The organism is Marinobacter halotolerans (assembly GCF_008795985.1).
Taxonomy (GTDB): domain Bacteria; phylum Pseudomonadota; class Gammaproteobacteria; order Pseudomonadales; family Oleiphilaceae; genus Marinobacter; species Marinobacter halotolerans.
This window is the reverse complement of sequence record NZ_VMHP01000001.1, coordinates 1,903,170-1,928,680: the sequence shown is the minus strand read 5'-3', so window position 1 is coordinate 1,928,680 and position 25,511 is coordinate 1,903,170. Positions and strand designations below refer to the sequence as shown.

The window sequence follows — 25,511 nt, the reverse complement described above, 5'->3', positions numbered from 1 at the left end:
CCATGTACAGGATCGGTCAGCAAAGGCCAATAGGGTGCTGGTAGCAAGTCATCTATACTAGGATGGCAACGTATCAGGTACACCTGATGAATTCGCGCGCCGACCTTCTGGGTTGCCTTACTTTCTACCGGCTTTTAATGATAAAAATCCTACAACTGCTTTTCGCCCTGACCCTGCTGCTGATGGCAGCCGGGGCCAGCGCCACGAGGCCGCCGTTCAATATTGCCTTCTATTACGGTGACGAGGCTCCGATTGGCAGCCTCATGGCCTATGACTGGGCTGTACTGCAACAGGACCAGACCAGTAACGCGCGGCTTGACCTGCTGGCCCGGGCCGGCACCTTGCCGGTTGCCTATGTCAGCGTGGGGGAAATGGCCCGCAGCCACCGTCTGTTCAGAGACCTGCAGCCGGATTGGACAATCGGCAAGAATCCCTCCTGGGCCAGCGTGGTCCTGGACGTGAGACTGCCGGAAGTCCGTGAATTCCTGTTGGACAAGCTGATTGACCCCGCCTTCAAACGTGGTTTTCAAGGCGTATTCCTGGACACCCTCGACAGCTTTTTCCTTTCCCCCAACGGTGAACAGCAGACTGCCGCCTTTGCCGCCGCGCATGAGAAACTGATAAGCGCCATTCGCCAGCGCCACCCTGACAGCAAGATCATTATTAACCGGGGTTTCCATCTGCCGGACGATATCAGGGAGACGGTGATGGGGCAGGTGGACGCGCTGGCCCTGGAGTCCTGGCGCACCGGCTACGACGCGGGGAAAAAAGCCTATAGAGCGGTCTCTGATGCTGATCGCCAGTGGCTTGCCGGGCAACTGGAACCCTGGCACAGGGCCCGGCCGAACATGCCCATTATCGCCATCGACTATGTGGAAGACCCCTTGCGGGCCGAGGAACTGGCAAACAGGCTGCGTCAGGACGGTTTCGTACCCTGGGTAGCCAACCCCGCGCTAACCCGCCTGGGTCCGGCCGTGCCGCGGCAGGTAAACCGCCACACGCTGGTGTTCCATGACCTGGCCGAGGCCGACATGGATCGCAGTGCCGCCCACCGATTCGCCGGCATTGTGCTGGAGCGCTCGGGCCTGGTGCCCCACTATCGCTCCACCCGACAGTCACTGCCGCAAGAGCCCACAGCCGACCGGTACGCAGGCATTCTGGTATGGCTGGAGACCGGTGACCGCAACAGCGGTCTGTGCAACTGGCTCGGCCAGCAGCAAGACAGGGGGCTGCCGGTGGTCATGATGGGGCAGATTCCGGACGGCCCTGCCTGCCGCCGCGTCATTGCCGCCAGCGACAGCACCATCCCCGCAGCCCCGCTGAGCTATGAAAAAACACAGTCATCGGTGGCGACCTATGAGGGCAGACGCCTGCCTTCGCTGTCCGCAAACCCGGTGCCCGTTGCAGAAAATCCGGATTCCTGGTTAGCCATCACCGACAGCCAGGGCAAACGCTTCTCGCCGATCTACACCCACGCCCGTGGGGCAGTGGCGTCGGCTCCCTATATCTTCGAGACCGGGCCGGATAATCAGGCGTATTGGCTGTTCAATCCTTTCGACTTTTTCCGGAAAGCCTTCGGTACCGCCTCCATGCCGGCGATTGACACCACCACCGAAAACGGCCGTCGGATTCTTACCGCCCATATCGATGGCGACGGATTTATTTCCCGGGGGGAGTTTCCGGGTAGCCCGCTCAGTGCCCGGGTCATTCAGGACGAAATTCTCTCACGCTATACGGTTCCCCATACGGTGTCGGTTATTGAAGCAGAGGTCTCCCCTGACGGGCTTTACCCCGACGTCAGTGATACCGCTGAAACCATTGCCCGCTCGATATTCCGTATGGACGAGGTGGAAGTGGCCTCCCATACCTATAGCCATCCGTTTTTCTGGCAGCCTATGGAAGGCGGCAGGGCACCACAACTGGAAGACACGCTTTACGGCTATGCAATGAGTGTCCCGGGTTATCAACCGTCACTGGAACGTGAAATCAGCGGCTCGATTCGCTACATCCGCCAACGGCTTTTACCAGAGGACAAAGCCGTGAAGGTGTTCCTCTGGACCGGGGACGCCCGGCCCGGCGTCGAAGCTCTGCAACGGGTACGCGAAGCCGGCCTGCTGAACGTTAATGGTGGCGACACCAAACCCCTGCCGTTTGCCTCGGAGTTGGCGGGAACATGGCCGGATGCGCGCCCGGTGGGTGATGAACTGCAGGTTTACGCTCCGGTCATGAACGAAAACGTGTACACCAATCAGTGGACGGGCCCCTTCTACGGCTTCCGGAATGTGATCGACACTTTCCGTATTCTCGAGGAAAAGGGGCGGCTGAAGCCCATGGGCATCTATTATCATTTTTACTCGGGCACCAAACCTGAGGCGCTGGGAGCTCTGCATGACGTCTACCGCTATGCCCTCAGCCAGCCGGTCACTCCACTTCATCTCAGCGACTATGCCAGACGGGTGCAGACGTTCTACTACTCGGCTCTGCTCCAGGATCCGGAAGGCGGCTGGCAATGGCGGGGTATCGGACAGCCCAGTACCGTCACGATTCCCCAGGACAGGTTTCCTGACGTGACGGCGAGTTCGGGCGTGGCCGGATTCCACGACGCGGCGGGAAATCGCTACGTACATCTGACTGGGGGCTCTCCCCGCCTGATTCTGACTGACGCCCCCCCGAAAGGCCCCTGGTTGGACCAGGCCAATGGCGTGCTGACCCGTTGGGATCGCGAACGCGAGGGAGGCCGCTGGAAAGTCACGGTGGGCCTGAACAGCCACCAGCCCGTCAGTCTGTCACTGGCCGGCACGCAAAAATGCACGGCAGACAACCCCGGAGCCAAGGTTCGCTCTGCCGGTGAGCAGATTCAGATAACGCTGGCTGCACAGCAGGTTGAAAACCTGGTTCTGGAGTGCCAATAGCGTTATGCGCCGCAACCGGGAATCCTTTTTCAGCCTGCCAGCACTGATCCTTCTCGGTGCACTGATTGCGCTGGCACTGTACCTGTTGTACCCGCGGCAATCGGTGTTCGAAGACGCCAACTACCTGGAAAAACCGGATGCGCTCTCCATCGCCTATCTGGAAGTGCTGCTACGTTCCGATTCGGACAACGTTCCGCTACGCCTGAGCCTTGCCAAAGCCCTCGGAGCCACCGGCCAGATTGATCGTGCAGAGCAGGTGCTGGGCCCGCTGATGGCTCAGGACCCGGTGCCGGAAAAGGCTTTCGAATCCTGGCTTGAGTTACAGGCGAAACGGGTGTTCGCGGTGCCAGCGGGGCCGGAACGGAACACCCGGCAAGATGAACTGTTCATCGCCGGCCAACAACTGATCCGCCAGCCCTACGAGCCAGAGCGCATTCTTGAACTGCTTCGCCCTATGGCCGACTGGATCAGCCAGCACCGGTATCTGTCGCTGTTGCAAAGTACGCTGCCGCAGATGACCAGCCCGGGCCAGAAGCTGCAGCTGGCCAGGGAAGTTGCCCGGCTTCAGGAAGCGCAGGGCCAGCCCGGGGCCGCGGCTGAAACCTTACGGGCACAGCTGGAAACCGCAACCCCGGATGCCCGGCCGGAACTGATTGACAGAATCATCGCCCTGGAACTGGCCAGCGGTAATCCAGGGGCTGCCCTGGCACTTTTCAAACAACGCCAGCCTGCCAGAAATATGACCGAAAAAACGCTGAACGAGGGTATTCGTCTGGCCCGGCTGGCGGGGTCTGCCGAGGACGAGGTGGCCTGGATCCGGCAGCGGGCGGATAACAACCGGGGCAACCTGGATTATCAACGCGAACTGCTGGCCATCCAGCTCGCTGCAGGTAAGCCTCTCGCTGCACTGACGGCCGTAAGGCGTCTACAGAAAAAGCCTGATCGCCTGACCCCGACAGACCGCCAGCGCATTGCCAAGGTGCTGGAATGGAACGGACTTGCACAGGAAGCCTTGCCGGTCTGGGTTTCCCTCTATCAGAATACCGGTTCCGACAGGGCCTTTCGTCGTTCCGTTGATCTGGCCAGGGGCCTCTTCCAGTGGGACACCCTGCTGGCTGTGCTCAGCGATGCAGCAAAACGCAGAACCCTGCAGCCGTCAGGCTATGTGGATCTGGCCGATGCCCTTGTTCAGGCTGGTCGGTTTGAGGATGCCCGGGCGCAACTGGTCAGTGGCCGGGCCGCTTACCCTGACTCCTCGGTGATCAGGGACCGGCTGCTAGAGCTGCTGATGAACCTCCGGGACTTTCCGGCGGCCATTGCCCTGCTGGAGAACCAGCCGGCGCTTTCACAGGCGGACCGGATGCAGTTGGCCACACTATACTGGCGCACCCGCCAGCCAGAGCGGGCGCTGGCGTTGCTGGATTTCGAACCCGACGACCCGGCGATGGCAGAGTCGCACCTGTCGATGCGGCTGGAGCTGGCCACCACCCTTGGCAGAACCGAGGTTCTCAGGGAAGCTTACGAACAGCTGCTGGCCCGGGACGAAAACGAACTGACGCCAGCCCTGCAGGAACAGCTCCTGGGGCTTGCGGTGCTTTTTGAAGACTACCCCCGGGCCCTTCGCCTGAGCCAACGCCGCTACCAGGAAACCGGCGAGCCACGATTTATTGAGGCAACTGCGGAGTACCAACTGGCGCTGGGGCGCTGGCAGGCCCTTGAGAACACCCTTCAGCGCTGGCAGAAAGAAACGCCGGGTGCCCGACAGAATGTCCGCTACTGGTCCATGCAGGCCCTGATTCAGGAACGCAACGGCAACGTGAGTGCCGCAAACGAGTCCTACCGAAAGGCTTGGCAGCTGGCTCCGGATGATGAAAATCTGATGATCAGCTGGGCCTGGCTCAAGCTTGCCAACCCCACGATATTTGCCGATTCGCTGGATGCTCTACTGGCGCGACTTGCACAAACCACTTCTGCCGAGGCGTTCCCGGTGTTGGCCTATGGCTACAGCGCCCTGGGCAAACCCCAACAGGCCCTGCACTGGTTCCGCCGGGGCCTGGATATTCGGGACGCAGACCCGCAGTGGCTGCGGGCAACCGCGGACCTGCTTGAGCAGACCGGCTCACCGGGCACGGCCACCAATCTGCGCCAGTTGGTGCCGGAGCAGCCCCCGGTCGATTCACCGGCCCAGCGATCCGAGCCGCTCTATCCCGTCCCGGAAAACCGCCAGCAACTGGCCGACCGCTACCTTCGCCAGCTGCAACAGCTCGACCGACCCATGGCCGCGACGCAACGGCAGGACACGCTGCGGGATACCGTCAACCTGCACCAGAATTTCAATCGCGCCGTCCAGGTCGGGAGCCAGTGGCAAAACCTGGGTAATTTCACCGTCCGACGCACCGGTGTAACCGGCCAGTTCAGCCAGGACGAACTCCGCTGGCTGGTGTCGGCCGAGACTCTGGACGCCGACTCCTCCGGACGACTGAACAAAACGCCAGGGCGCAATACCGAGGCATCCATTACCCTGGACAGACGTTCCGGCAATGCCGCCTGGTCGCTTTCGGCAAGCCTTCTTCCACGGTATCAGAAAAACGACCTGGCACTGTCCGCCAGCTACGATTGGCAGGTGTTTGACCGAATCGTATTCGGCACCGGCTACCGGTTCCGGGAACGCACGCCAGACAGCGCCGAGGCCTGGTGGCTGACCCGTCGACACCGGGCTTACTTCAGCGTTGGCTATACGCCGTTTTCACGAATGAATCTGAACTCCCAGGTCGAACAGCTGACCGTCAACAGCCTGGAAGATGACCAGCTGGCAGAGGGCTTTGGCCTGGACCTGAACGCCACCTACACCCTTTTTCGCAATGATCCGGCCTGGACGGTCAGCGCCGGCTACCGTAATCAGCAGCTGTCCCTGACGGACGCTTTACCAGCTTCCACCACTGAAGCGCTGAACCAGCCACTGGCCCCGGCCGGGCTGCTCACAGAGAACTACGAGCGGATCGGCGTCAGCACACGCTGGTTCAGTGGTGAACCCCATGCGCTCTATCGCTCCACCCCCTCGCCCCGGCTGTTTCTCGGACTGGATGCCGGTTATGTATTATCCACCTCTTCAACCGAATTCGGAGTGGATGCGGGGCTGGGCTGGCGACTACTGGGCGACGATGAACTGGCCCTGTCCGGGCGCTGGTCGTCGGAGGGGCTGGACGGTGATGGCCGGACCGAACTCAATCTCACTTACACGTTATACCTGGGTCGCTAAAGGAGACCGCTATGAAAACACTACGCCACTGCCAGTCGCTTGCACTCTGGCTTACCCTGCTGGCTCTGACCGGCTGTTCGGTTATCCAGACTGAAGAAGGGTCGCCAATTCCGGAAGACGGCCAGTTCGCGGTGCTTCCGCTGATCAACCTGTCACAGACACCTCAGGCCGGCGACCAGGCCGCCAGTGTGCTTTCGGCCATGCTCCGCGCCAAAGGCAGCGGGAACGTGACGCTCTATCTGCCGGATGACCGCAATCCCCTGATGTATGAAAACAGTGAACGCCAGCAGACGGCCATCAGTTCCGCCCGCAATGACGGTGCCGACTACCTGTTTACCGGCACGGTAGAAGAGTGGCGCTACAAGAGTGGTCTCGATGGCGAGCCGGCCGTGGGTATTACCCTGGAAATACGCAGTGCCAGAGATAACCGGGTTATCTGGTCCGGCACCTCGGCCCGCACCGGCTGGGGACGCGAGAGCGTAAGCGTTGCAGCTCACAAGGTGCTGGACGAATTGACCGAAGCCATGCCGCTGACTGAAAGCCCCTAACACCGCCGGACTAACAGGGTTCACTATGGACGAGGAAGAACAGACAACCGACCAGAAGGCGAGCGTTCCCACCATCCTCAAATGGCTGGAAACGCTGCTGATCACCGGGTTTTTCCTGGCGTTCAATATCTGGTACCGGCCGGAAGATCCGTTCTACCTGAACGGCAACTTTCCATGGACAGCCTTGGGGGCGCTGCTTGTCGGCCTGCGGTACGGCTTTTTCATGGCACTGGTGTCGGCACTGATCCTGATTGCCGCTCTGGGCCTGCACCTGCGCCTGGGTATGACCGCAGAAACGGGCTTCCCCTATGTGTGGACCATTGGCGTATTGGGCGTCAGCCTGCTGGCGGGGGAATTCCGCGACTACTGGGAGCGGCAACGACAGCGACTGGAAGCGAGCAATGAATACCGCGGCTCCCGGCTGGAGGAGTTCACTCGCAACTATTATCTGCTGAAAGTCTCCCATGATCGCCTGGAGCAGCAACTGGCCGGCAGTTCAAGCAGCTTGCGGGAAGCGCTGAGACGCCTCTACGCGCAGATCGACGAATCCGGCGAGACCGGACTTAACAGACAGAGCGCCGCCCTGATGCTGCAACTGCTGATGCGTTACGGTCAGCTTCAGATCGCCGGTATCTATGCCGTGACCGATGGTCGGCCCGAGGCCGAACCCCTTGCCACCCTTGGCCGCTTTCGCAAGGTGAATCCCCGGGATCCGCTGCTGCAGCATGCTCTGACAGAGCGCAAACTGGTGTCGGTACAGACCGAGTTCCGCAAGCGCATGGATGAACTGGATACCGACCTTTTAGCGGTGATTCCGCTCATTGATTCCCAGGACCGGTTCATCGGCCTCTGTGTCATTGAGGCCATGCCGTTTTTCAGTTTTGAAGCCCGTTCCCTGCGGCTGCTTGCCATCCTGGCGGGCCACATGGCCGACATCGTTCACGAACAGACCGACGCTTCCGCCGGCGACACCCCGGACTGGCGGGCGTTACGTCGTCACCTGGCTCGGGTCGGGCGGGATGCGGAGACCTTCAGTTTACCCGCTGCCATGGCCGGCCTGTCTCTTCCGGATGACCAGACCGGAGCACTCGTCGCCGACTTCATCCAGAAGATCCGTCGGTGGCTGGACGTTATCGCCGAGCACACGTTTCAGGGCAGAAGGCAGATTGTGATACTCATGCCCCTGACCGACGAACTGGGCCTGGCGGGCTACCTGCAAAGGCTGGACGACGGCCTGCGGGAGCAATTGGGTCTGCACGTCAGCGACCTGCCGATGCCAAAAACCCTCCAGATCAGTGATCGCGCTCAGGCCGAGCAATGGCTGCAGGATTTTGTGTCGCCCGACCAACAGGAAATCCCCTATGGCCGGTAACTGGTTTGCACTGATCGCCCTGGCGTTGGAGACCGGCGGTGTTATCGGCCTGCTCTCGCCGGACGCATCGGATATTCATCTGGTCGCCTACCTGATCGCTCATGCAATGGCCTGCGCGATCCTCGCCGTCGTATTGCTTCCGCTACTGCCATCGCGCTACCGCGGCCAGCCGCTAACCGCCGCCATTTTTCTGTTCACCCTGCAGTTTGCCATTCCGTTTATCGGCAGTGTGGGACTGATCCTGGGCATTCTGCTGGCGCTGTATCTGCCACGGTCAAAACGGGATGTGCCCTGGCAGGAGATGGACATTCCGGAACTGCCATTCCAGCCCATCGACATGAACCTTCAGGTTATCTATAGCCAGGGCGGCCTGCGCCAGGTGCTGCGGGAGGCCAGCAGCACCAACAAACGGCTGAGCGCGATGATGGCCACCCGCCAGATGAACGATCGCGAGGCGATTGATATCCTCCGTGAAGCACTCCGAGACCCTGCGGACGACGTGCGATTACTGGCCTACTCCATGCTGGAGCAGAAAGAAAAGACACTGGCTCAGCGCGCCGGGCGACTCCAGCAATCCCTGCAGAGCGCCAGTGACCTGGACAGCGTTGTTCTTGAGCGCCGACTGGCACAGGTGTGGTGGGAAATGGCCTATCTGGGCCTGGCCCAGGGCAGCCTGAAACAGTATTACCTTGAGAGCGCACGAAAACTCCTGCGCCGCCTGGTCAACCGCCGCTCCCAACACAACGACTGGCGCCTGCTGGGCCGGGTGGAATTGGCCCTGGACAATATCGACGGTGCCGAGGAGGCATTCAGATCGGCCCTTGCCGGCGGCTCGGCCCCGGAAACCATCATGCCCTATCTGGGGGAAATCGCCTTCCTGCGCCGGGATTTTGCCCAGGTGCGCAGACATCTGTCCGCCTGCCCGCCGGAGCGTTTTCACCCCGCCAACCGCCCGATCATCGAGGCCTGGCTATGAAACAGAGCAGCCCCAAAGCAGACATCGCGCTGCTGTTGGAAGGCACCTATCCGTTTATCCGCGGAGGGGTGTCGTCCTGGGTACACCAGATCATCACCGGACTGCCGGAGTACACCTTCGCCCTGATTTTTCTGGGCGGTGACCGTAAACACTACGGCAAACAGCAATACGTCCTGCCGGACAATGTCACCCACCTGGAATGCCACTACCTGATGGATACCGAGACGGTGAACAAACCTCGGCCGACGCAGGGCAACAAGGCGGCCTTCGAGGCGCAGAAATGCCTGCACGAGCAGTTCAAGTCGGCGACGTCGGTACCGCCGGAAATACTCCACCGGGTATTCGCCGATCTGGGCCAGAAAGGGGGAATCAGCCGGGAGGATTTTCTTTACAGCGAACAGAGCTGGGAGATGATCGACGAGAGCTATCGCAAATACTGCACCGAGCCGTCGTTTGTCGACTACTTCTGGTCCGTCCGCATTATGCACGCGCCGCTGTTCCAGCTTGCCGAAGTTGCCCGCAGGATGCCGCAGGTGCGAATGCTGCATTCGATCTCCACCGGCTACGCGGGTTTGCTGGGGGCCATCGCCAGTGAGCAACGTGGCATCCCCTTTGCCCTGAGTGAACACGGCATCTACACCAAGGAGCGCAAAATCGACCTGTCCCAGGCGGACTGGATTCACGACCCCACGGATCAGGTCAGCGGTACCCTGAACGAGCAGCTGGGTTATATCCGCCGGCTGTGGATCCGGTTCTTTGAAGCCCTGGGGCGCCTGGCCTACCAGCAGGCTGCCCCGATCGTTTCCCTGTATCTGGGCAACCGCGAGCGCCAGCTTCAGGATGGCGCACCGGAGGAACGCACCTGCATCATCCCCAACGGCATTGATCCAGCCCGCTTTGAAGCGGCCAGGGCGGCCCGCCCCGACGCTATCCCCAAAGTGCTCGGGCTGGTCGGGCGGGTGGTTCCCATCAAGGACATCAAGACCTTTATCCGCGCCATGCGCTCGGTCACCGACGTCATTCCCGACGCCGAAGGCTGGATCGTGGGGCCCGAGGATGAAGACGAAACCTACGTTCGCGAATGCAAAGAGCTGGTGGACAGCCTGGGCATGAGCCGGCAGGTAAAGTTTCTCGGTTTTCAGAATGTGAACGACATACTGCCGCAACTGGGTCTGATGGTGCTGACGTCTATCTCTGAAGCCTTGCCCCTGGTGATACTGGAAGCCCACGCCGCCGGCCTGCCGTGTCTGGCCACCGATGTGGGTGCCTGCCGCGAATTGCTGGAAGGAACCACGGAAGAAGACCGGGCCCTCGGTGCCAGCGGTGCGGTGGTGCCAATCGCAGATCCCGAAGCCACGGCCCGGGAAGCGGTGCGGCTACTATCGAATCCGGAACAGTGGCGCCGGGCCCAGAAGGCCGGACTTGAACGTGTGCAGAAGTTCTACACGCTGGACAGCATGTTCGGAGCCTACCGATCCATCTACCAACAGGGGCTTGATCACTGATGGCCGGCATCGGTTTCGAAATCCGCCGCATACTGAAACGGGACAGCTTCCTGAACCTGTTCGAGGCCTACGGCCTGGCCGGCATTATCAGTTCCGGCCCCTGGGTGCTTTCCGTGCTCGGGGTAATGTTGATCGGCATCACCAGCCTGGCACTGAAAGTGTCCGGCACCCTGGTGGTGCAGTTTCTGGTCTCGGTCACCTATTTGATGGCCGTGTCTCTGACCTTGTCCGGCCTGTTCCAGCATGTGTTTACCCGTTGGGTCGCGGACCGGCTCTATGCCAAACGCAGCGATCTGATCCTGCCCAATCTGATGGGACTGATCTGGGTAACCACCACCCTGTCCCTGGGCCTCGGCCTTTTGGCCATGATGTTTTTCTTTGGCGGCACATCGGTGCTTTACCGGCTACTGATGCTGGCCAACTTTGTGGTGCTGTGTAACCTGTGGCCGGTCACCATTTTTCTGTCCAGCATGAAATCCTACCGGCGCATTGTGGTGGTGTTTGCACTGGGATACGCCACTGCCGTGGTCAGTGCCGTGATGCTGTCCCGGTTTGGTCTGGAAGGCCTGCTGACCGGGCTGCTATTGGGCCACAGCCTGCTTTTTTTCAGCTTTTTCTACACCATCATCCGCCAGTATCCCGGCAACCGCTTCATACGCTTTGATTTTGCCCGGCGTCGGCAGATCTTCCCGACACTGATTCTCACCGGGCTGCTGTTCAATGCGGCAGTGTGGGCCGACAAGTTTATCTTCTGGTTCCACCCGGATACCTCCCAGCCGGTTATTGCCAGCCTCCGGGCGTCGGTGATCTACGACCTGCCGATTTTTCTTGCCTACATGTCCATCATTCCGGGCATGGCGGTTTTTCTGGTGCGAATGGAGACCGACTTCGCAGAAGCCTACGAACGCTTCTACAACGCCGTCCGGGAAGGGGACACCCTGCAGCGGATCAACCGCTTCCGGGACCAGATGGTTGTGGTTGCCCGCAATGGCATCTACGAGATCTTCAAGGTGCAGGGGCTGACCGTTATCCTCATCTTCCTCTGGAGCGAGGAGCTGCTGGCGGCGATCGGCATCTCGCCTCTGTATCTGCCGTTGTTCCACATCGACCTGGTGGCAGTCAGCATCCAGTTGCTACTGCTGGCCATCCAGAATGTGCTGTTCTACCTGGATGCCCGGGGCATCAACGTGACACTGTGCGCACTGTTTTTTTTCGGAAACATTGCCTTCACCTTCATCACCATCGAAATGGGCGCGTCCTTCTACGGCTATGGTTTCGCCGCTTCAACACTTCTTGCGGCACTTGCCGGTCTGTGGCTTCTGTCGCGGAAGTTCGAAAAGCTGGAATACGAGACTTTTATGTTACAGGGGCGCTAGTCGCTGCTAATCTGGATGTAAGAGAGTCGTATTTCGGTTACAAGATTTGACAAATTTTTAACCCGTCAGACCCGCGTAAAGCTGTAATACGCGGCATACTTACCGGTCGGGGCTTCGTGCCGGAACAGCAGTCAGGATGTAAAAGATGAGCTCCTTTCACCAGGACATCGTCGAAACGGAAATTCCAGTATCCCAACTGACCATTGGCATGCACGTGATTCGCCTGGATCGGCCGTGGGAGGACACCAATTTCCTGCTCCAGGGTTTTGTGATCCAGAATGAGGACGACCTGCTTTCGGTGCAATCCCAGTGCCACTGGGTTGTCATCGAAGGCCGCGTCGACGTCGTCAGATCGTTCGAAAAATCGCCTATCACGACAGGCAAAAAGAAAACCGCCGCAGATATCCGAAAAACCAGTTCCCTGCCAAAAAAACGTGTCACCTATATCAATAAAATCGACACGGCCCGGGAAATGGCCAGGGCGCGGACCCACTACGGTCATGCCAAGGAAACCGCCAAACAGATCATGTCCAGCATACGCCTGGGCCGGATGCTGGACATGAACGAGATTCGTCAGACGGTCGACAACACTGTGGACAGCGTACTGCGGAACGAAAACGCCCTGTTGCTGCTCAGCAAGATCAAGAACAAGGACGAGTACACCGCGGAACATTGCATCAACGTATCGATACTTTCCGCAGCTTTTGGCAAGCACCTGGGGCTGCTGGAGGACGAGATCCGCGTTCTGGCGCTCAGTGGCATGCTGCACGACGTTGGCAAGATGCGGATTGACGATGCCATCCTGAACAAGCCCGGGGCACTAACGCCGGAAGAATTCGACATCATGAAAAAACACGCCACCTACGGCCGCGATGTGCTGGCCGGGTTGCCTACGCTCGAACACGCGGCGGTGGATGTGGCCTATTCCCATCATGAGCGGATGGATGGCAAGGGTTACCCCCGCGGCCTGCCCAGCCAGCAGATTCCGGTGTTTGCGAAAATGGTCGGGCTTGTGGATACCTACGACGCCATCACCAGCTCCCGGGTCTACGATAAGGGCCGTGCGTCCATGCAGGCGCTGCAGATCATCCATCGCAACAAGGGCACCCAGTTTGATGCGGAGCTGGCGGTGGAATTTATCCGAATGATCGGCGTCTATCCCCCAGGCTCTATTGTTGAGCTGGAGAACGACGAAGTCGGAATAGTGGTGGCCAATCAGAAAAGCAGCAAACTCCGGCCGATCATCCTGCTGGTCCGGGATGCTGACAAAAAGCCTATCACCCCCTATCGGCAGATCAACCTGAGTGAGGACGTGAAGGACGCATCGGGCGAGGTCTACAAAATTGCACGCGAGGTGCCGGACGGCACCTACGATATTGTGATGAGCGATTTTATTGAGCGCGGTTTTCTGAGCACCCGACCGACGTCGGAATCACCCCCGGTTGATGACGGCCATGGTGAGCCGTGAAATACAGATAAGCTTACCTTCCTCGTTTTCCATGCGGATCTCCCATACCTGGGTAGTGCCACCCAGGTGAACCGGCCGAGCAGTGCCGTAAACCCAGCCGCTGGACGCGGAACGGATATGGTTGGCGTTGATGTCCAACCCCACGGCAATCTGGTTTTCCTCACGCAGACAGTAGTTTGCAGCCATGCTACCCAGTGTCTCCGCCAGCACCACTGACGCGCCACCGTGCAGGATTCCGAAAGGCTGCACCGTACGGCCGTCGACCGGGATCCGGCCGGTAATGTAATCGTTTCCAACGTCCACAAATTCGATACCCATGGCGCTAACCGCGGTATTGCGACTGCTTTCTTCCATCTGCTCAAGGGTGGGAAGACTGCGGGTCCAGATTGCCATCAACTGCTACCTCCTGATGTTAAAGTCCGCGCAAAAGGCGGGCATGGGTGCTTGAGTTTATACAGACGGGAAACGAACGACCATCGTGATTTATTTTAATGCGAATCGTTTGCATTCATTATTGCTAGTGCTAATCTCATAAAAGGATCAGCAAACAGGAGAATGAGCGATGAGCAGATCAGCTACCCAACTGGCCGGGAATGCCGGCAGCATATTCAGGGCCTGGCTGGATTTGAGCCAGCAGCAACGTCCCCGGCGCCTCAGAACACCCGGGTCAGCTCCTGCTTCTGCCAGCCCAACCGGCCAGTCTCCACAATCTGACGGCGCATCCCGGGTACCGGGCGGATCATAAACAGGTCGCCATTGCGTCCCACCAACCGCCGGGGCACCCCTGTCGCCTCAGCAATGTCGGCATGGGCCCGCATATGCTCTTCTTCGCCATGAACCGGGATGGCGATGGACGGCCGCACCCAGCGGTACATGGCTTCCAGCTCTTCCCGGGCCGGATGGCCGGATGCATGGATAGGCAGGCTGGCCGATTCTGCAGTCAACACATCGACACCCATCGCTTCCAGCTGGCTTATAAGGGCATTAATAGCCTCTTCATTGCCGGGAATGGCCCGGGCGCTGAAGATCACCCGGTCACCCGCTTCCAGTTCAAAATCCGGATGATTGCCCGAGGCCAGCCGCCGCAGTGCGGTTCGTGGTTCGCCCTGGCTGCCGGTAGCCACCGCCAGCACTTCCTCCCTCGGCAGGTATCCGAAGTGGCTGGACTGGATCAGCGAGTCCGCTGTATCCCATAGCCCCGCTGCCTTGGCGGCACTGCTCATGTTGATCAGTGAGCGGCCCATCAACCCCATGTAGCGACCGGTGGCCCGGGCCACGGCCGCCAGCGTATGCAGCCGGGCGATATTGCTGCCAAAACAGGCGACGATTACACGGCCTTTCGCCGGACCAATGGCGTCCAACAGCCCGCCATAGAGTGCCGATTCCGACATGGAATGCCCGGCCACCGTGGCATTAGTCGAGTCGCAGACCATGGCAACCACCCCTTCTTCAGCCAGGTCGGTAAAGGTGCTTTTGCGGTAGCCATGGCCGACCAGGGGCTGGTCATCCAGCTTCCAGTCACCGCTGTGGAAAATGTTGCCCGCGGCGGTGCGAATCATCAGGGCATTGGGGTCCGGAATGGAGTGGGTCAGCGCCAGCCATTGCACATCAAACGGTCCGATCTGCCGCCGGTCACCGGCATCCAGCACAAAAATGGGCACCCGATGGAGGAGATCGAACTCCGCCAGCTTGCGGCGCAGGATTTCGGCGGTAAAGCGGCTGGTGTAGATCGGGCACTGCAGCAGGGGCCAGAGATAGGGGACCGCGCCAATGTGATCCTCGTGGGCATGGGTGATCACCAGGCCTGCCAGCCGATCCCGCCGGTCGGCAATAAAGGCCGGGTCGGCCATCTGGACCGGTGGTTCTCCGGAATGATGGACGGTGCCATCCGCCGAGACCCTTCCCGGTTTCGGAAAAGTGACCCCGCAATCCACCATCAGCCACTGGCCATCGTGACCGTACAGATTGAGATTCATGCCGATTTCGCCGGTTCCGCCCAGAGGCAGAAACCAGAGATCGTTTTCATCCGGGGTCATGGTAAGGACGTATCCCTGTGGTCAAACGGTTGAAGTGATGCGGTTTCGGCACCACAGACTGTGTTAAGCAATTCAATTCAGTTACGTAAACTGATTTCAAAAGGAGCAGGCGAATGAACATATTGATGGTTCTTACCTCACATGACCAGATGGGCGATACCGGCCACAAAACCGGTTTCTGGCTTGAGGAGTTCACGGCCCCCTACTACGTGTTCAAGGATGCCGGCGCCAATATCACTCTGGCTACTCCCAAAGGCGGCCAACCGCCCATTGACCCGAATAGTGAAGGCGAAGACGCGCTGACAGAAACTACCCGTCGCTTCCAAGAGGATGCTCACGCCAAAGAATCCCTGGCAAGCACCAAGAAGCTGGCCGACGTGGACATGAACGAATTCGACGCGATTTTCTACCCCGGCGGCCATGGACCTCTGTGGGATCTGGCCAACGACGCCAAATCCGCAGAGCTGATCAAGACCGCGTATGAGCAGGACAAGGTGATCGGCGCTGTCTGTCACGCTCCGGCGGTCTTCAAAGACGTGGAAGTCAAACCCGGCCAGAACCTGGTGGGCGGCCGCAACGTGACCGGCTTCAGTAACAGCGAGGAAGAAACCGTGGGACTGACCAAAGTGGTTCCTTTCCTGGTGGAAGACATGCTTAAGGAAAAGAACGGCCGTTATACCAGCGGCGATGACTTCACGCCGCACATTGTGGTGGACGGCAGACTGGTCACCGGTCAGAATCCGCCTTCTTCAGAAGGCACCGCCAAGGCCGTACTGCAGGCGCTTGAGGATGCCCACGCAACCCACGGCAACTGATTAATCAGTTGCCTGATCTTCCCCGGCGTGGCTGATCAGCACGCCGGGTGCTCCCCTTTCCAGCAACTCCCGAATCGACTCCGGCACCGGTGTTTTGGCCATTATTGATGGCTGAATCAGCACATAGGTGATGTCGGCGTCCGCAACCAGCATTTCATCCCCCAAACGATAGAACTCCAGATGCAGGGTGAAAGACGTATTGCCAATCCGACCCGCCTGGATCCGCGCTTCCAGCACATCATCAAACCTCGCCGGCGCCCGGTAATTCAGGTTCAGGCTGACCACCTGGATGTCCAGATCCTGATCCAGTAGCCGCTGGTAGTCACCGAACAGGGTCCGGATGTATTCGTTGACTGCAATATCCACATAGTCCGCATAGCGGGCGTTGAACACGACGCTCTGGGCATCGCATTCACCATAGCGGACACGGAAGCGAAAACGGAACATCAGAAGTGAATCACCGTCCGGATGCTCTTGCCCTCATGCATCAGCTCGAACGCCTCGTTGATGTCTTCCAGCGGCATGTTGTGGGTAATGAACACATCCAGCGGAATCTCGCCGGTCTTGGCTTTCTCGACGTAGCCCGGCAATTCGGTACGGCCTTTCACGCCGCCGAACGCAGAGCCTTTCCAGACCCGGCCGGTGACCAGCTGGAAGGGACGGGTGCTGATTTCCTCGCCAGCACCGGCCACGCCGATAATGACAGACTCACCCCAACCCTTGTGGCAGCATTCCAGCGCTGACCGCATCACCTGAACGTTGCCAATGCACTCGAAGGAGTAGTCCACGCCGCCGTCGGTCATCTCGATGATCACTTCCTGAATCGGCTTGTCGTAGTCCTTGGGATTGACCACGTCCGTGGCGCCCAACTCCTTGGCAATGTCGAACTTACCGGGGTTGATGTCGATGGCAATGATGCGGCTGGCCTTGGCCATGGTAGCGCCGATGATCGCCGCCAGACCGATGCCGCCCAGGCCGAAGATAGCAACGGTTGCGCCTTCTTCGACTTTGGCGGTGTTCAGTACGGCACCAATACCGGTAGTCACACCACAGCCCAGCAGGCAGACTTTTTCCAACGGTGCTTCCTTGGGGATCTTTGCCAGCGAGACTTCAGGCAGAACCGTGTACTCGGAAAACGTGGAGCACCCCATGTAGTGGTAGATGGGCTCGCCCTTGTAGGAGAACCGCGAGGTGCCGTCTGGCATGACGCCCTTGCCTTGGGTCTCGCGCACGGAACCACAGAGGTTGGTCTTGCCGGAGGTACAGAACTTACATTTGCCACACTCGGCCGTGTAAAGCGGGATAACGTGATCACCCACTTCAAAAGACGTCACACCCTCGCCCACGGCTTCCACAATGCCACCGCCTTCATGGCCCAGAATGGCCGGGAAGTTACCTTCAGAATCGGCGCCGGAGAGGGTGTAAGCGTCAGTGTGGCACACGCCAGTGGCGACAATGCGCACCAGAACTTCGCCTTTTTTCGGTGCTTCTACATCAACTTCCACGATTTCCAGCGGTTTGTTGGGCGCGAACGCCACGGCAGCACGGGATTTAATCACTGGCAGACTCCTTGAATACAGTTCGGGGCTGATCCGGCTATTCGGGACAGCATGTCTCGGCTTTTACGGGTTTGACCCATTGTAGACGACCGGTCTAATATAACAACCATGACATCGAACGACACGCGCAATCACATCATCCAGACCGGTGCCGACCTGATCGGCCAGAAAGGTTTTGGCGCTACGGGCATCAACGGCGTACTGACAACCGCCGGGGTGCCTAAAGGGTCGTTTTACCATTATTTTAGTAGCAAAAACGATTTCGGGCTTGCGGTCATTGATGCCTTCGCCGAGGAATACGACGCGAAGCTGGATCGGATTCTCAACGATACCAGCCGCTCCTGCCTTGATCGCCTTCGTGCCTACTTCGACACTGGCCTGGATACCATGACCAGTTGCGAGTTCACCCGCGGCTGCCTTATCGGCAATCTTGGCCAGGAACTGGCCGGGCAGAATGAAGCTTTCCGCAAACGCCTCGATACTGTATTCCAGGGCTGGGAAAAGCGTTTCGAGCGCTGCATCGAAGAAGCAAGACTGGCTGGAGATGTGGACAAATCCATCGATCCCGCCGATGTCGCCAGCTTCCTGCTGTCAGGCTGGGAAGGCGCCATTCTAAGAGCCAAGGTCTTGAAGAGCACCGAGCCGATGGAGCGGTTTGTTCGTGTCTTTTTCCGGCAATGTCTTGGCATTGCCTGACGTCTCCCCTTTTTTTCGCCCTTCTTCTAGTAGACTGGTCTAATTACATCGACTTCATTCAAAAAAGGATAATCAATGAACAATCCAAACGATGCACTGTTTCAACCCTATCTTCTGGGCGATCTTACCCTGCCCAACCGGGTTCTGATGTCACCATTGACCCGGGCCCGCGCCACTCAGCCTGGCGATATTCCCAACGAGATGAATGCCCAGTATTACCAGCAGCGTGCCGGTGCTGGCCTCATCTTCAGCGAGGCCACTCAGGTATCGCCCCAGGGCAAGGGCTATGCGTTCACACCCGGCATCCACTCCCCCGAGCAGGTAGTGGGCTGGAAAAAAATCACCACCGCCGTGCACATGGCCGGTGGGCGAATGCACGCTCAGCTATGGCATGTGGGCCGGATTTCCCACACGGCCCTGCAGCCAGATGGCAATAAACCAGTGGCTCCGTCTGCCATCCAGCCTGAGGGCGCGAAAACCTTTATCAGTGCCGATTCAGGCATGGTGGATGTACCGCAGCCCAGGGCTCTGGAAGCAAGTGAAATGCCGGATATTGTAGAGCAGTTTCGTCAGGGCGCCATCAACGCCAAGGCAGCAGGGTTCAACGGTGTAGAAGTCCACGCCGCCAACGGCTACCTGCTGGACCAGTTCCTCAAGAGCGGCAGCAATCAGCGCACCGACGAATTTGGCGGTTCGGTGGAAAACCGTATGCGCTTGCCGCTGATGGTGATGGAAGCCGTCATCGACGTCTGGGGTAAAGAAAATGTCGGTGTACGTATCAGCCCCACCGGCAGCTTCAACGCCATGTATGACGAGGATCCAGAGGAAACCTTTGGTGCCTTTGCCAGTCGCCTGAACGATCTGGGTATTGCCTATCTGGAAGTGGTTGAAGATTCCTTCCAGGGCAACCACGCCAATGGTCGCCCGGAAGAAGTGATCGACGCTATCCAGGCCGGATTCAAGGGCACCTATATTGCCAACGGCGCCTACACAGCAGAGGAAGCGCGTAAGCGTATCGGCGCTGGCCGTTGCGACCTGGTCACCTTTGGCCGGCCGTTTATTGCCAATCCGGACCTGCCGGAGCGTTTCCGCCAGCACGCCGAATTGAACGAGTGGGACGACAGCACGTTTTATGGCGGCGATGAGCGCGGCTATACCGATTACCCGACGCTGAAAGAACTCGAGATCAGCGCCTGAATAAAGTTTTTATCCACAAAAGGAGACAAACCATGAGCAACAGCAACGATCCGATCAATAGCAAAGTCGTCATCATTACCGGCGCCAGCAGTGGTCTCGGCGAAGCCACGGCCCGCCGTTTGGCAGACCGCGGTGCAAAACTGGTGCTGGCAGCACGCCGGGAAGATCGCCTGAAAGCCCTGACCGAGGACCTGAAGTCAAAAGGCGCCGAAGTCATCTGGCAGGTCACCGATGTAACCGACCGCAACCAGGTAGAAGCCCTGGCCGCATCGGCCAAAGAAGCCTTTGGCAGGATCGATGTACTGGTGAATAACGCCGGCCTGATGCCACTGGCACCGCTGGATGCACTCAAGGTCGACGAGTGGGACCAGATGGTGGATGTGAACATCAAGGGTGTGATGTACGGCATCGCGGCGGTGTTGCCCACCATGCGGGAGCAACATAGCGGTCACGTGATCAACCTGTCGTCCGTCGCCGGTCACAAGCTCTTCCCCGGTGCCGCTGTCTACTGCGCCACCAAATACGCAGTCAAGGCCCTCTCGGAAGGTCTGCGCATGGAAGCCGGTGACGAGATTCGCAGCACCAACATCTCACCGGGTGCCGTAGCGACCGAACTCACCAGCACTATCACCGATCCGGATGCCAAGAAAGCGGCAGAGGATCTGTACAGTGTTGCGATTGATGCCGACGCCGTGGCACGGGCCATCGTTTACGCCATCGAGCAACCGGCCGATGTCGATATCAACGAGATTATCCTGCGGCCCACTGCCCAGGAACTGTAAACCGGAGCTGTACAAGCTGAATCCGTCACGACGCCGCCCTTCTGGGGCGGCGTCCCGTTAAGACAGCATCACCGGCCGATTTCATCGATCGCATTCTGCACATCGGTCGCACCGCCCTGGATTTCAGCAACGATCGACTCAGCGTCTATCACCTGCTTTCTGCCTTCAACGGCCTTTCCAAGGACCTCCCCAACCTGACGCTCGACGCCCCCTGAAAGCTCCAGAATCGCATGAATGACGTCCGCAATTTCTTTGGTGGCGACGCCTGTATTGGCAGCCAGCGTGCGAACTTCATCAGCAACGACGGCAAAACCTCTCCCATGCTCACCGGCGCGGGCTGCCTCAATGGCGGCGTTCAGCGCCAGCAGATTGGTCTGGTCCGCCACCCCGGCGATGGTCCCAACCATTTTTTCGATACTCTGGGAACGTTCGTTCAGATCCGCAATGATCGCCTTTGCCCTGTCGACTCCCGCCTCAATCTGCTCGGAAGTGGACCTGGAATGCTGAAGCGCCTCCATGGCACGTTTGGCTACGGCCCGGGTCTGGGTCGCCGTTGTCGAGGCAACCGTGGCGGCGTCCTGGGTCTTTATGGCCGTCTCTACCCGGCCAGTTATATCACTGGCAAACTTGATCACTTTTTCAACCCGGCCCTGCTCATCAAAAACCGGGTTGTAGCTGGCTTCGAGCCACAGGTCTGAGCCATCTGACCGGATGCGCCGGAACTGTCCGCTTTTAAACTCGCCTTTGGCAAGGTTCTCCCAGAAGTCCGGATGCTCGCGGTAGAAATCCCCATCGCAAAAGATACGGTGATGCTTACCGCGCACCTCCTCTTCCCGGTAACCAATGGCATCGAGAAAATTCTGATTGGCCCGGATAATAGTGCCATCCGGCTCAAACTCGATGGTGGCCATGGACCGGTTGATGGCTTTGAACGCCGCTTCCTGATCCCGCAGACGGTCGTGCTCCGGCGTTACGTCCGAAGCGATTTTCATCACCCGTTCAATCCGGCCCTGTTCATCCTTGATCGGGAAGTAGGTTGCTTCCAGCCACAGCTTGTCGCCTTTTTTGCCCCGCCGGGGAAAAGTGCCAGCGTGAGACCGGCCACTGCGCAGTACCTCCCAAAACTCGCGGTATTCGCTGGAGCGTGCATAGTCCGGGTCACAGAAAAGGCTGTGGTGCTTCCCCAAAACTTCATCCCGCGAGTAACCAATCACGTCAAGAAACAGTTCATTTACCGCCAGAATGACACCATCCGGGGAAAATTCGATGGTTGCCATGGCGCTTGAGATCGCCTCCTGCACAGCCTCGCAGTGATGCACGCGTTGCCGATAATCGGCCAGTTCGGCCGTTCTTTGCTTCGTCAAAAACATTCTTTTCTTCTCAAAGAGGTCCTGAGGATCTGACCACGGACATCCTGTTCTGTGGCAATCGGTATGGTTGCGAATTATAGCCATTATCTATTGGTTTTCTCAAAACCATATTCAGTGTTTTACCGTATTACTTTTCTATCAAAACCATAGACAAGGCTGATAGCTATGAAGACCCTCTACTGGCTGACGCGGGATCTTCGCCTGCACGACAACGCTGCCATGCTGGCCGCGTCGCAGTCGGACATGCTGCTTTGCGTCTACGTCGTGGACCCCCGCTGGTTCAAACCGGGTCCGCTTCAGTGCCGTGCCATGGGAAGCCACCGGTGGCGTTTTCTGTGGCAGAGCCTGATGGCCCTGGAAAAGAGCCTTCGTCCTCTGGGCCAGCGCCTTCACATTGCATTCGGCGAACCAGAGACGGTCTTGCCGGAGCTGGTGCAAAATTTTTCCATGGATCGGGTCATCCGTTCCCGCCAGCCCGGCACTGAAGAGGCCGGGCAATGGCAGTCGGTGAAAGACCGCTTACCCCGCACAACCTTCCAGCAATTCGAAACTCTCAGTCTGTTCACCGAAGGCTCCCTGCCCATGACGCTGGAGGACCTGCCGGGCACCTTTTCGCAGTTTCGCAAACAGGTGGAAAAAGCCGGGCAGCGCCATTCAGAGGCGTTGCGCATCCGAATCCTGACGGCGCTGCCACCTCCCCCGGGATTCCCGGAGGATAACCGCGGTGAATGCCCGCCAATTCCGGAACCAAAACACGCCATCGCCTTTCGGGGCGGCGAGGATGCCGGCCTGGCCCGGCTGAAAGAATTCGTCTTCCAGAACCACAGCATTGCCACTTACAAGGAAACCCGCAATGCGCTGGACACCTGGGACGCGTCGTCCAAGTTTTCACCCTGGCTGGCCAATGGCTGTTTATCAGCGCGGGAGGTGGCGAAAACCATTGAAGAGTACGAGCGAACCGAGACCAGCAATGAATCCACCTACTGGCTCTGGTTCGAACTACTCTGGCGGGAATATTATTACTGGTATGCCCTGAAACATGGGGCCAACCTGTTCAGACGAGACGGCGTGCAGCGCAAGCGCCGACCCTGGACCTTTTACGGCCATCGATTCATGGCATGGTGCCAGGGCAACACCGAATACCCCTTGGTCAATGCCGCCATGAATCAGCTGCGGGAAACCGGCTACATGAGCAACCGGGCCCGCCAGCTGGTGGCCAGTTGTTTTGTCAACGAACTGGAACTCGACTGGCGATACGGCGCGGCCTGGTTTCAGGAGCAGCTGATCGACTACGACGTGGCAAGCAACTGGGGCAACTGGCAGTATCTGGCAGGCGTGGGTGCCGACCCCCGCGGATTGCGGCAGTTCAACCTGGAAAAACAGGCCCGGGAATACGACCCCGACGGCGAATTCGTGGCCCGCTGGAACGGTAAAGCCGATCAGCCCGTTGGACTGCATCTGGTTGATGCGGCTGACTGGCCGGTGTAATACTCATCCACCCACGCTCTTGTTAAAGGACACGCCAGCCATGACCACCAGCCATCAGGCGCTTGCCCGCATCGTGGACACCTGCCAGCCCGAGAGCCTGGTGGTATGCGGCGATATTGCCGTAGAAGTGGGAGAGCACTGGCATCAGCATCGCAAGACGTCCTACGTCATTACCCTGGATGCCCGGTCCCCGAACTCGGCCTTTCCACTACCGCAAACACAGGATCTTGCCCTTATCACCCATACCCTGGAGGAACTCGCCCATGGCGAGGGGGAAATGCTGCTGGGTCAGCTTCGTAACTACGGCACTCACCAGATCGCTGTCGTGGTCGATCCCGAGCAGGGCTGGGACTTCAAGGATTTCATCGGGCTTGGGTTCCGCCGTCAGGCCGAGCTTGACGATAATGGCCGGGCGTTGACGCTCTACACCTACAACATCGACAACTACAACCATAAGCGCGCCTGGAACAACCCGAAAAACTGGGCCAACCCGGAAATGTGGGGCAAGGCGTGGTGGTGAGGACTCTCTGATATGAAACCCAGCACGATACGGATCGGTCGCCGATACCGCGCCAACCGCCTGGACGGCCCCTACGATGCCATCGTGATCGGCTCCGGCATCGGCGGACTGACCACCGCCGCCTGCCTGTCGAAAGCGGGTAAAAAGGTGCTGGTACTGGAGCAGCACTACACCGCCGGCGGCTATACCCACAGCTACGCCCGCAACGGCTACGAATGGGACGTGGGGGTTCACTACATTGGCGACATGGGCAGCCCCAACACCCTGGGCCGAAAGCTGTTCGACTATATTACCGACGGCAAACTGCACTGGGCGCCAATGGACGAGAACTACGACCGTTTTTTCCTGGGCGATAAAGTCGTCAACCTGCGCGCCGGGAAAGCCGGCTTCCGCTATTCGCTGGTCAGCGAGTTCCCGGATGAGGAAGAAGCCATTGATCAGTACATCAGCCTGCTAAGCAAGGTCGCCGGAGGCATGCAGTGGTATACCCTGTCCAAAATCTCGCCCGGGCTGCTGCAACCGCTGATCGGCAAGGGTCTGGACATGACCCTGCCGGACTGTTTTAACAAAACCACTTATGAAGTGTTGCGGGAACTGACTGACAACGAGGAGCTGATCGGCGCCATTACCGGCCAGTGGGGCGACTGCGGGGTTACCCCCAAGCAGTCCAGCTTCATGATTCACGCGCTCATCGCCAAACACTACATCCATGGCGGTTATTACCCGGTCGGCGGCGCGTCGGAAATCGCCAAGACCATCATCCCCGTAATCCAGCAATCCGGGGGCGAGGTGTTTACCTATGCAGACGTAGCCGAGATCCTCATCCACAAAGGCAAAACCGTCGGTGTGAGAATGGCCGATGGCCAGGACATCAAGGCCCACACCGTCATCAGTAACGCCGGCGTGATCAACACCTTTGAAAAACTGCTGCCGCCGGGCATCGCTGACAAATGTGGCTATCAGACAAAACGTCAGCATATCCGGCAGTCCATGCCCCATATCGGGCTCTATCTGGGCCTGAAGGGCACGCCGGAGCAGCTCGGGCTGCCCCGAACCAACTTCTGGATCTATCCCAGCGCCCATCACGACGACAATGTGGAAGCCTTCCTTGAGGACACCAGCGCTGACTTCCCGGTCGTTTACGTGTCTTTTCCCGCCGCCAAGGACCCGGACTACCAAAACCGGTGGCCCGGCACCTCCACCATCGAAGTGGTGGCACCCACCACCTGGGAAATGTTCGAAGCCTGGAAAGACACCACCTGGGGCAAGCGCGGCGGTGACTATGAAGCGCTGAAGAACGACATCACCGATCGCATCATGGAGGTGGTCTACGAAAAACTTCCCCATCTGCGCGGCAAAGTGGACTACCTGGAAACCTCCACTCCCCTGTCTACCGCCTGGTTCTGCCGCTATGAACGGGGCGAACTCTACGGCCTGGACCACACCCCGGAACGCTTCGACCAGCAATGGCTGCGGCCGAAAACCGAGGTTCCTGGCCTGTATCTGACCGGCCAGGACGTACTCACCTGTGGCGTTGTGGGTGCAATGATCGGTGGATTGATGACGTCCCTCTCGTTTTTGGGTCTACGAGGGGCGCCCCTGGCGAAACGAATTTTTGTTGGATAGCCTGGA

The 25,511-nt window shown here is 59.0% G+C and carries 20 protein-coding genes; 15 read left to right on the top strand and 5 right to left on the bottom strand.

Features of this window, described 5'->3' with window-relative positions; translation table 11 throughout:
• Nucleotides 1-86 precede the first annotated feature (86 nt).
• The 8 genes from FPL19_RS08860 (at nt 87) to FPL19_RS08825 (ending at nt 13,416) form a co-directional block, all read left to right on the top strand.
• Nucleotides 87-2,912 (top strand): endo alpha-1,4 polygalactosaminidase, encoded by a 2,826-nt coding sequence (locus tag FPL19_RS08860; RefSeq protein ID WP_225314348.1) that lies wholly within the window; start codon nt 87-89, stop codon nt 2,910-2,912.
• A 4-nt stretch (nt 2,913-2,916) separates the two neighbouring features.
• On the top strand, nt 2,917-6,171 hold the full coding sequence (locus FPL19_RS08855) for a tetratricopeptide repeat protein (RefSeq protein ID WP_150912072.1): 3,255 nt from the start codon (nt 2,917-2,919) through the stop codon (nt 6,169-6,171).
• 11 nt (nt 6,172-6,182) lie between these two features.
• Nucleotides 6,183-6,719 carry a hypothetical protein gene (locus FPL19_RS08850; RefSeq protein WP_150912071.1) on the top strand — a complete coding sequence of 179 codons (537 nt, stop codon included), beginning with the start codon at nt 6,183-6,185 and terminating at the stop codon, nt 6,717-6,719.
• Nucleotides 6,720-6,744: 25 nt separating this feature from the next.
• Complete coding sequence (locus tag FPL19_RS08845; protein WP_150912070.1) at nt 6,745-8,091, top strand: PelD GGDEF domain-containing protein; 1,347 nt, start codon at nt 6,745-6,747, stop codon at nt 8,089-8,091.
• Nucleotides 8,081-9,067 carry a tetratricopeptide repeat protein gene (locus FPL19_RS08840; protein WP_150912069.1) on the top strand — a complete coding sequence of 329 codons (987 nt, stop codon included), beginning with the start codon at nt 8,081-8,083 and terminating at the stop codon, nt 9,065-9,067. Before FPL19_RS08845 ends, FPL19_RS08840 begins: the two co-directional genes overlap by 11 nt.
• The gene (gene pelF / locus FPL19_RS08835) at nt 9,064-10,572 is read left to right on the top strand and encodes a GT4 family glycosyltransferase PelF (RefSeq protein ID WP_150912068.1); all 1,509 of its coding nucleotides are present in this window, start codon (nt 9,064-9,066) and stop codon (nt 10,570-10,572) included. Before FPL19_RS08840 ends, pelF begins: the two co-directional genes overlap by 4 nt.
• Entirely contained in the window at nt 10,572-11,948 is a 1,377-nt protein-coding gene (gene pelG, locus FPL19_RS08830; protein WP_150912067.1) for an exopolysaccharide Pel transporter PelG, read from the top strand. Before pelF ends, pelG begins: the two co-directional genes overlap by 1 nt.
• A 145-nt stretch (nt 11,949-12,093) precedes the next feature.
• Nucleotides 12,094-13,416, top strand: coding sequence for an HD-GYP domain-containing protein (locus FPL19_RS08825; protein WP_150912066.1), 1,323 nt, complete (start codon nt 12,094-12,096; stop codon nt 13,414-13,416).
• Here the strand turns inward: FPL19_RS08825 and FPL19_RS08820 are convergent.
• Entirely contained in the window at nt 13,381-13,809 is a 429-nt protein-coding gene (locus FPL19_RS08820; protein ID WP_150912065.1) for a hotdog fold thioesterase, read from the bottom strand. The genes FPL19_RS08825 and FPL19_RS08820 overlap by 36 nt on opposite strands.
• Before the next feature lie 260 nt (nt 13,810-14,069).
• Nucleotides 14,070-15,452 (bottom strand): ribonuclease J, encoded by a 1,383-nt coding sequence (locus FPL19_RS08815; RefSeq protein WP_150912064.1) that lies wholly within the window; start codon nt 15,450-15,452, stop codon nt 14,070-14,072.
• Nucleotides 15,453-15,565: 113 nt separating this feature from the next.
• On the opposite strand from FPL19_RS08815, the gene FPL19_RS08810 reads away from it, so the two are divergent.
• The gene (locus FPL19_RS08810) at nt 15,566-16,267 is read left to right on the top strand and encodes a type 1 glutamine amidotransferase domain-containing protein (RefSeq protein ID WP_150912063.1); all 702 of its coding nucleotides are present in this window, start codon (nt 15,566-15,568) and stop codon (nt 16,265-16,267) included.
• On the opposite strand, the gene FPL19_RS08805 is transcribed toward FPL19_RS08810, so the two are convergent.
• Complete coding sequence (locus tag FPL19_RS08805) at nt 16,268-16,714, bottom strand: acyl-CoA thioesterase (RefSeq protein WP_150912062.1); 447 nt, start codon at nt 16,712-16,714, stop codon at nt 16,268-16,270.
• Nucleotides 16,714-17,826 (bottom strand): S-(hydroxymethyl)glutathione dehydrogenase/class III alcohol dehydrogenase, encoded by a 1,113-nt coding sequence (locus FPL19_RS08800; protein ID WP_150912061.1) that lies wholly within the window; start codon nt 17,824-17,826, stop codon nt 16,714-16,716. Before FPL19_RS08800 ends, FPL19_RS08805 begins: the two co-directional genes overlap by 1 nt.
• Nucleotides 17,827-17,934: 108 nt before the next feature.
• On the opposite strand from FPL19_RS08800, the gene FPL19_RS08795 reads away from it, so the two are divergent.
• The 3 genes from FPL19_RS08795 to FPL19_RS08785 all read left to right on the top strand — a co-directional run bounded on the left by FPL19_RS08795 (nt 17,935) and on the right by FPL19_RS08785 (nt 20,501).
• Nucleotides 17,935-18,522: a TetR/AcrR family transcriptional regulator gene (locus FPL19_RS08795; RefSeq protein ID WP_150912060.1), complete on the top strand. Its 588-nt coding sequence runs from the start codon at nt 17,935-17,937 to the stop codon at nt 18,520-18,522.
• A 75-nt stretch (nt 18,523-18,597) separates the two neighbouring features.
• Nucleotides 18,598-19,719 (top strand): alkene reductase, encoded by a 1,122-nt coding sequence (locus FPL19_RS08790; protein ID WP_150912059.1) that lies wholly within the window; start codon nt 18,598-18,600, stop codon nt 19,717-19,719.
• A gap of 32 nt (nt 19,720-19,751) precedes the next feature.
• A complete protein-coding gene (locus FPL19_RS08785; RefSeq protein ID WP_150912058.1) occupies nt 19,752-20,501 on the top strand; it encodes an SDR family oxidoreductase in 750 nt (249 codons plus the stop codon).
• Between the two features lie 68 nt (nt 20,502-20,569).
• On the opposite strand, the gene FPL19_RS17790 is transcribed toward FPL19_RS08785, so the two are convergent.
• A complete protein-coding gene (locus tag FPL19_RS17790; RefSeq protein WP_150912057.1) occupies nt 20,570-21,871 on the bottom strand; it encodes a methyl-accepting chemotaxis protein in 1,302 nt (433 codons plus the stop codon).
• A gap of 165 nt (nt 21,872-22,036) precedes the next feature.
• Here FPL19_RS17790 and FPL19_RS08775 point away from each other — a divergent pair, with 165 nt between their 5' ends.
• Genes FPL19_RS08775 through FPL19_RS08765 form a run of 3 tightly spaced genes read left to right on the top strand, consistent with a single transcriptional unit; the run spans nt 22,037 to nt 25,505 of the window.
• On the top strand, nt 22,037-23,359 hold the full coding sequence (locus FPL19_RS08775) for a DASH family cryptochrome (protein ID WP_150912056.1): 1,323 nt from the start codon (nt 22,037-22,039) through the stop codon (nt 23,357-23,359).
• 40 nt (nt 23,360-23,399) lie between these two features.
• On the top strand, nt 23,400-23,879 hold the full coding sequence (locus FPL19_RS08770) for a DUF6231 family protein (RefSeq protein WP_150912055.1): 480 nt from the start codon (nt 23,400-23,402) through the stop codon (nt 23,877-23,879).
• A gap of 12 nt (nt 23,880-23,891) precedes the next feature.
• Nucleotides 23,892-25,505, top strand: coding sequence for a phytoene desaturase family protein (locus tag FPL19_RS08765; RefSeq protein WP_150912054.1), 1,614 nt, complete (start codon nt 23,892-23,894; stop codon nt 25,503-25,505).
• Nucleotides 25,506-25,511 lie beyond the last annotated feature (6 nt).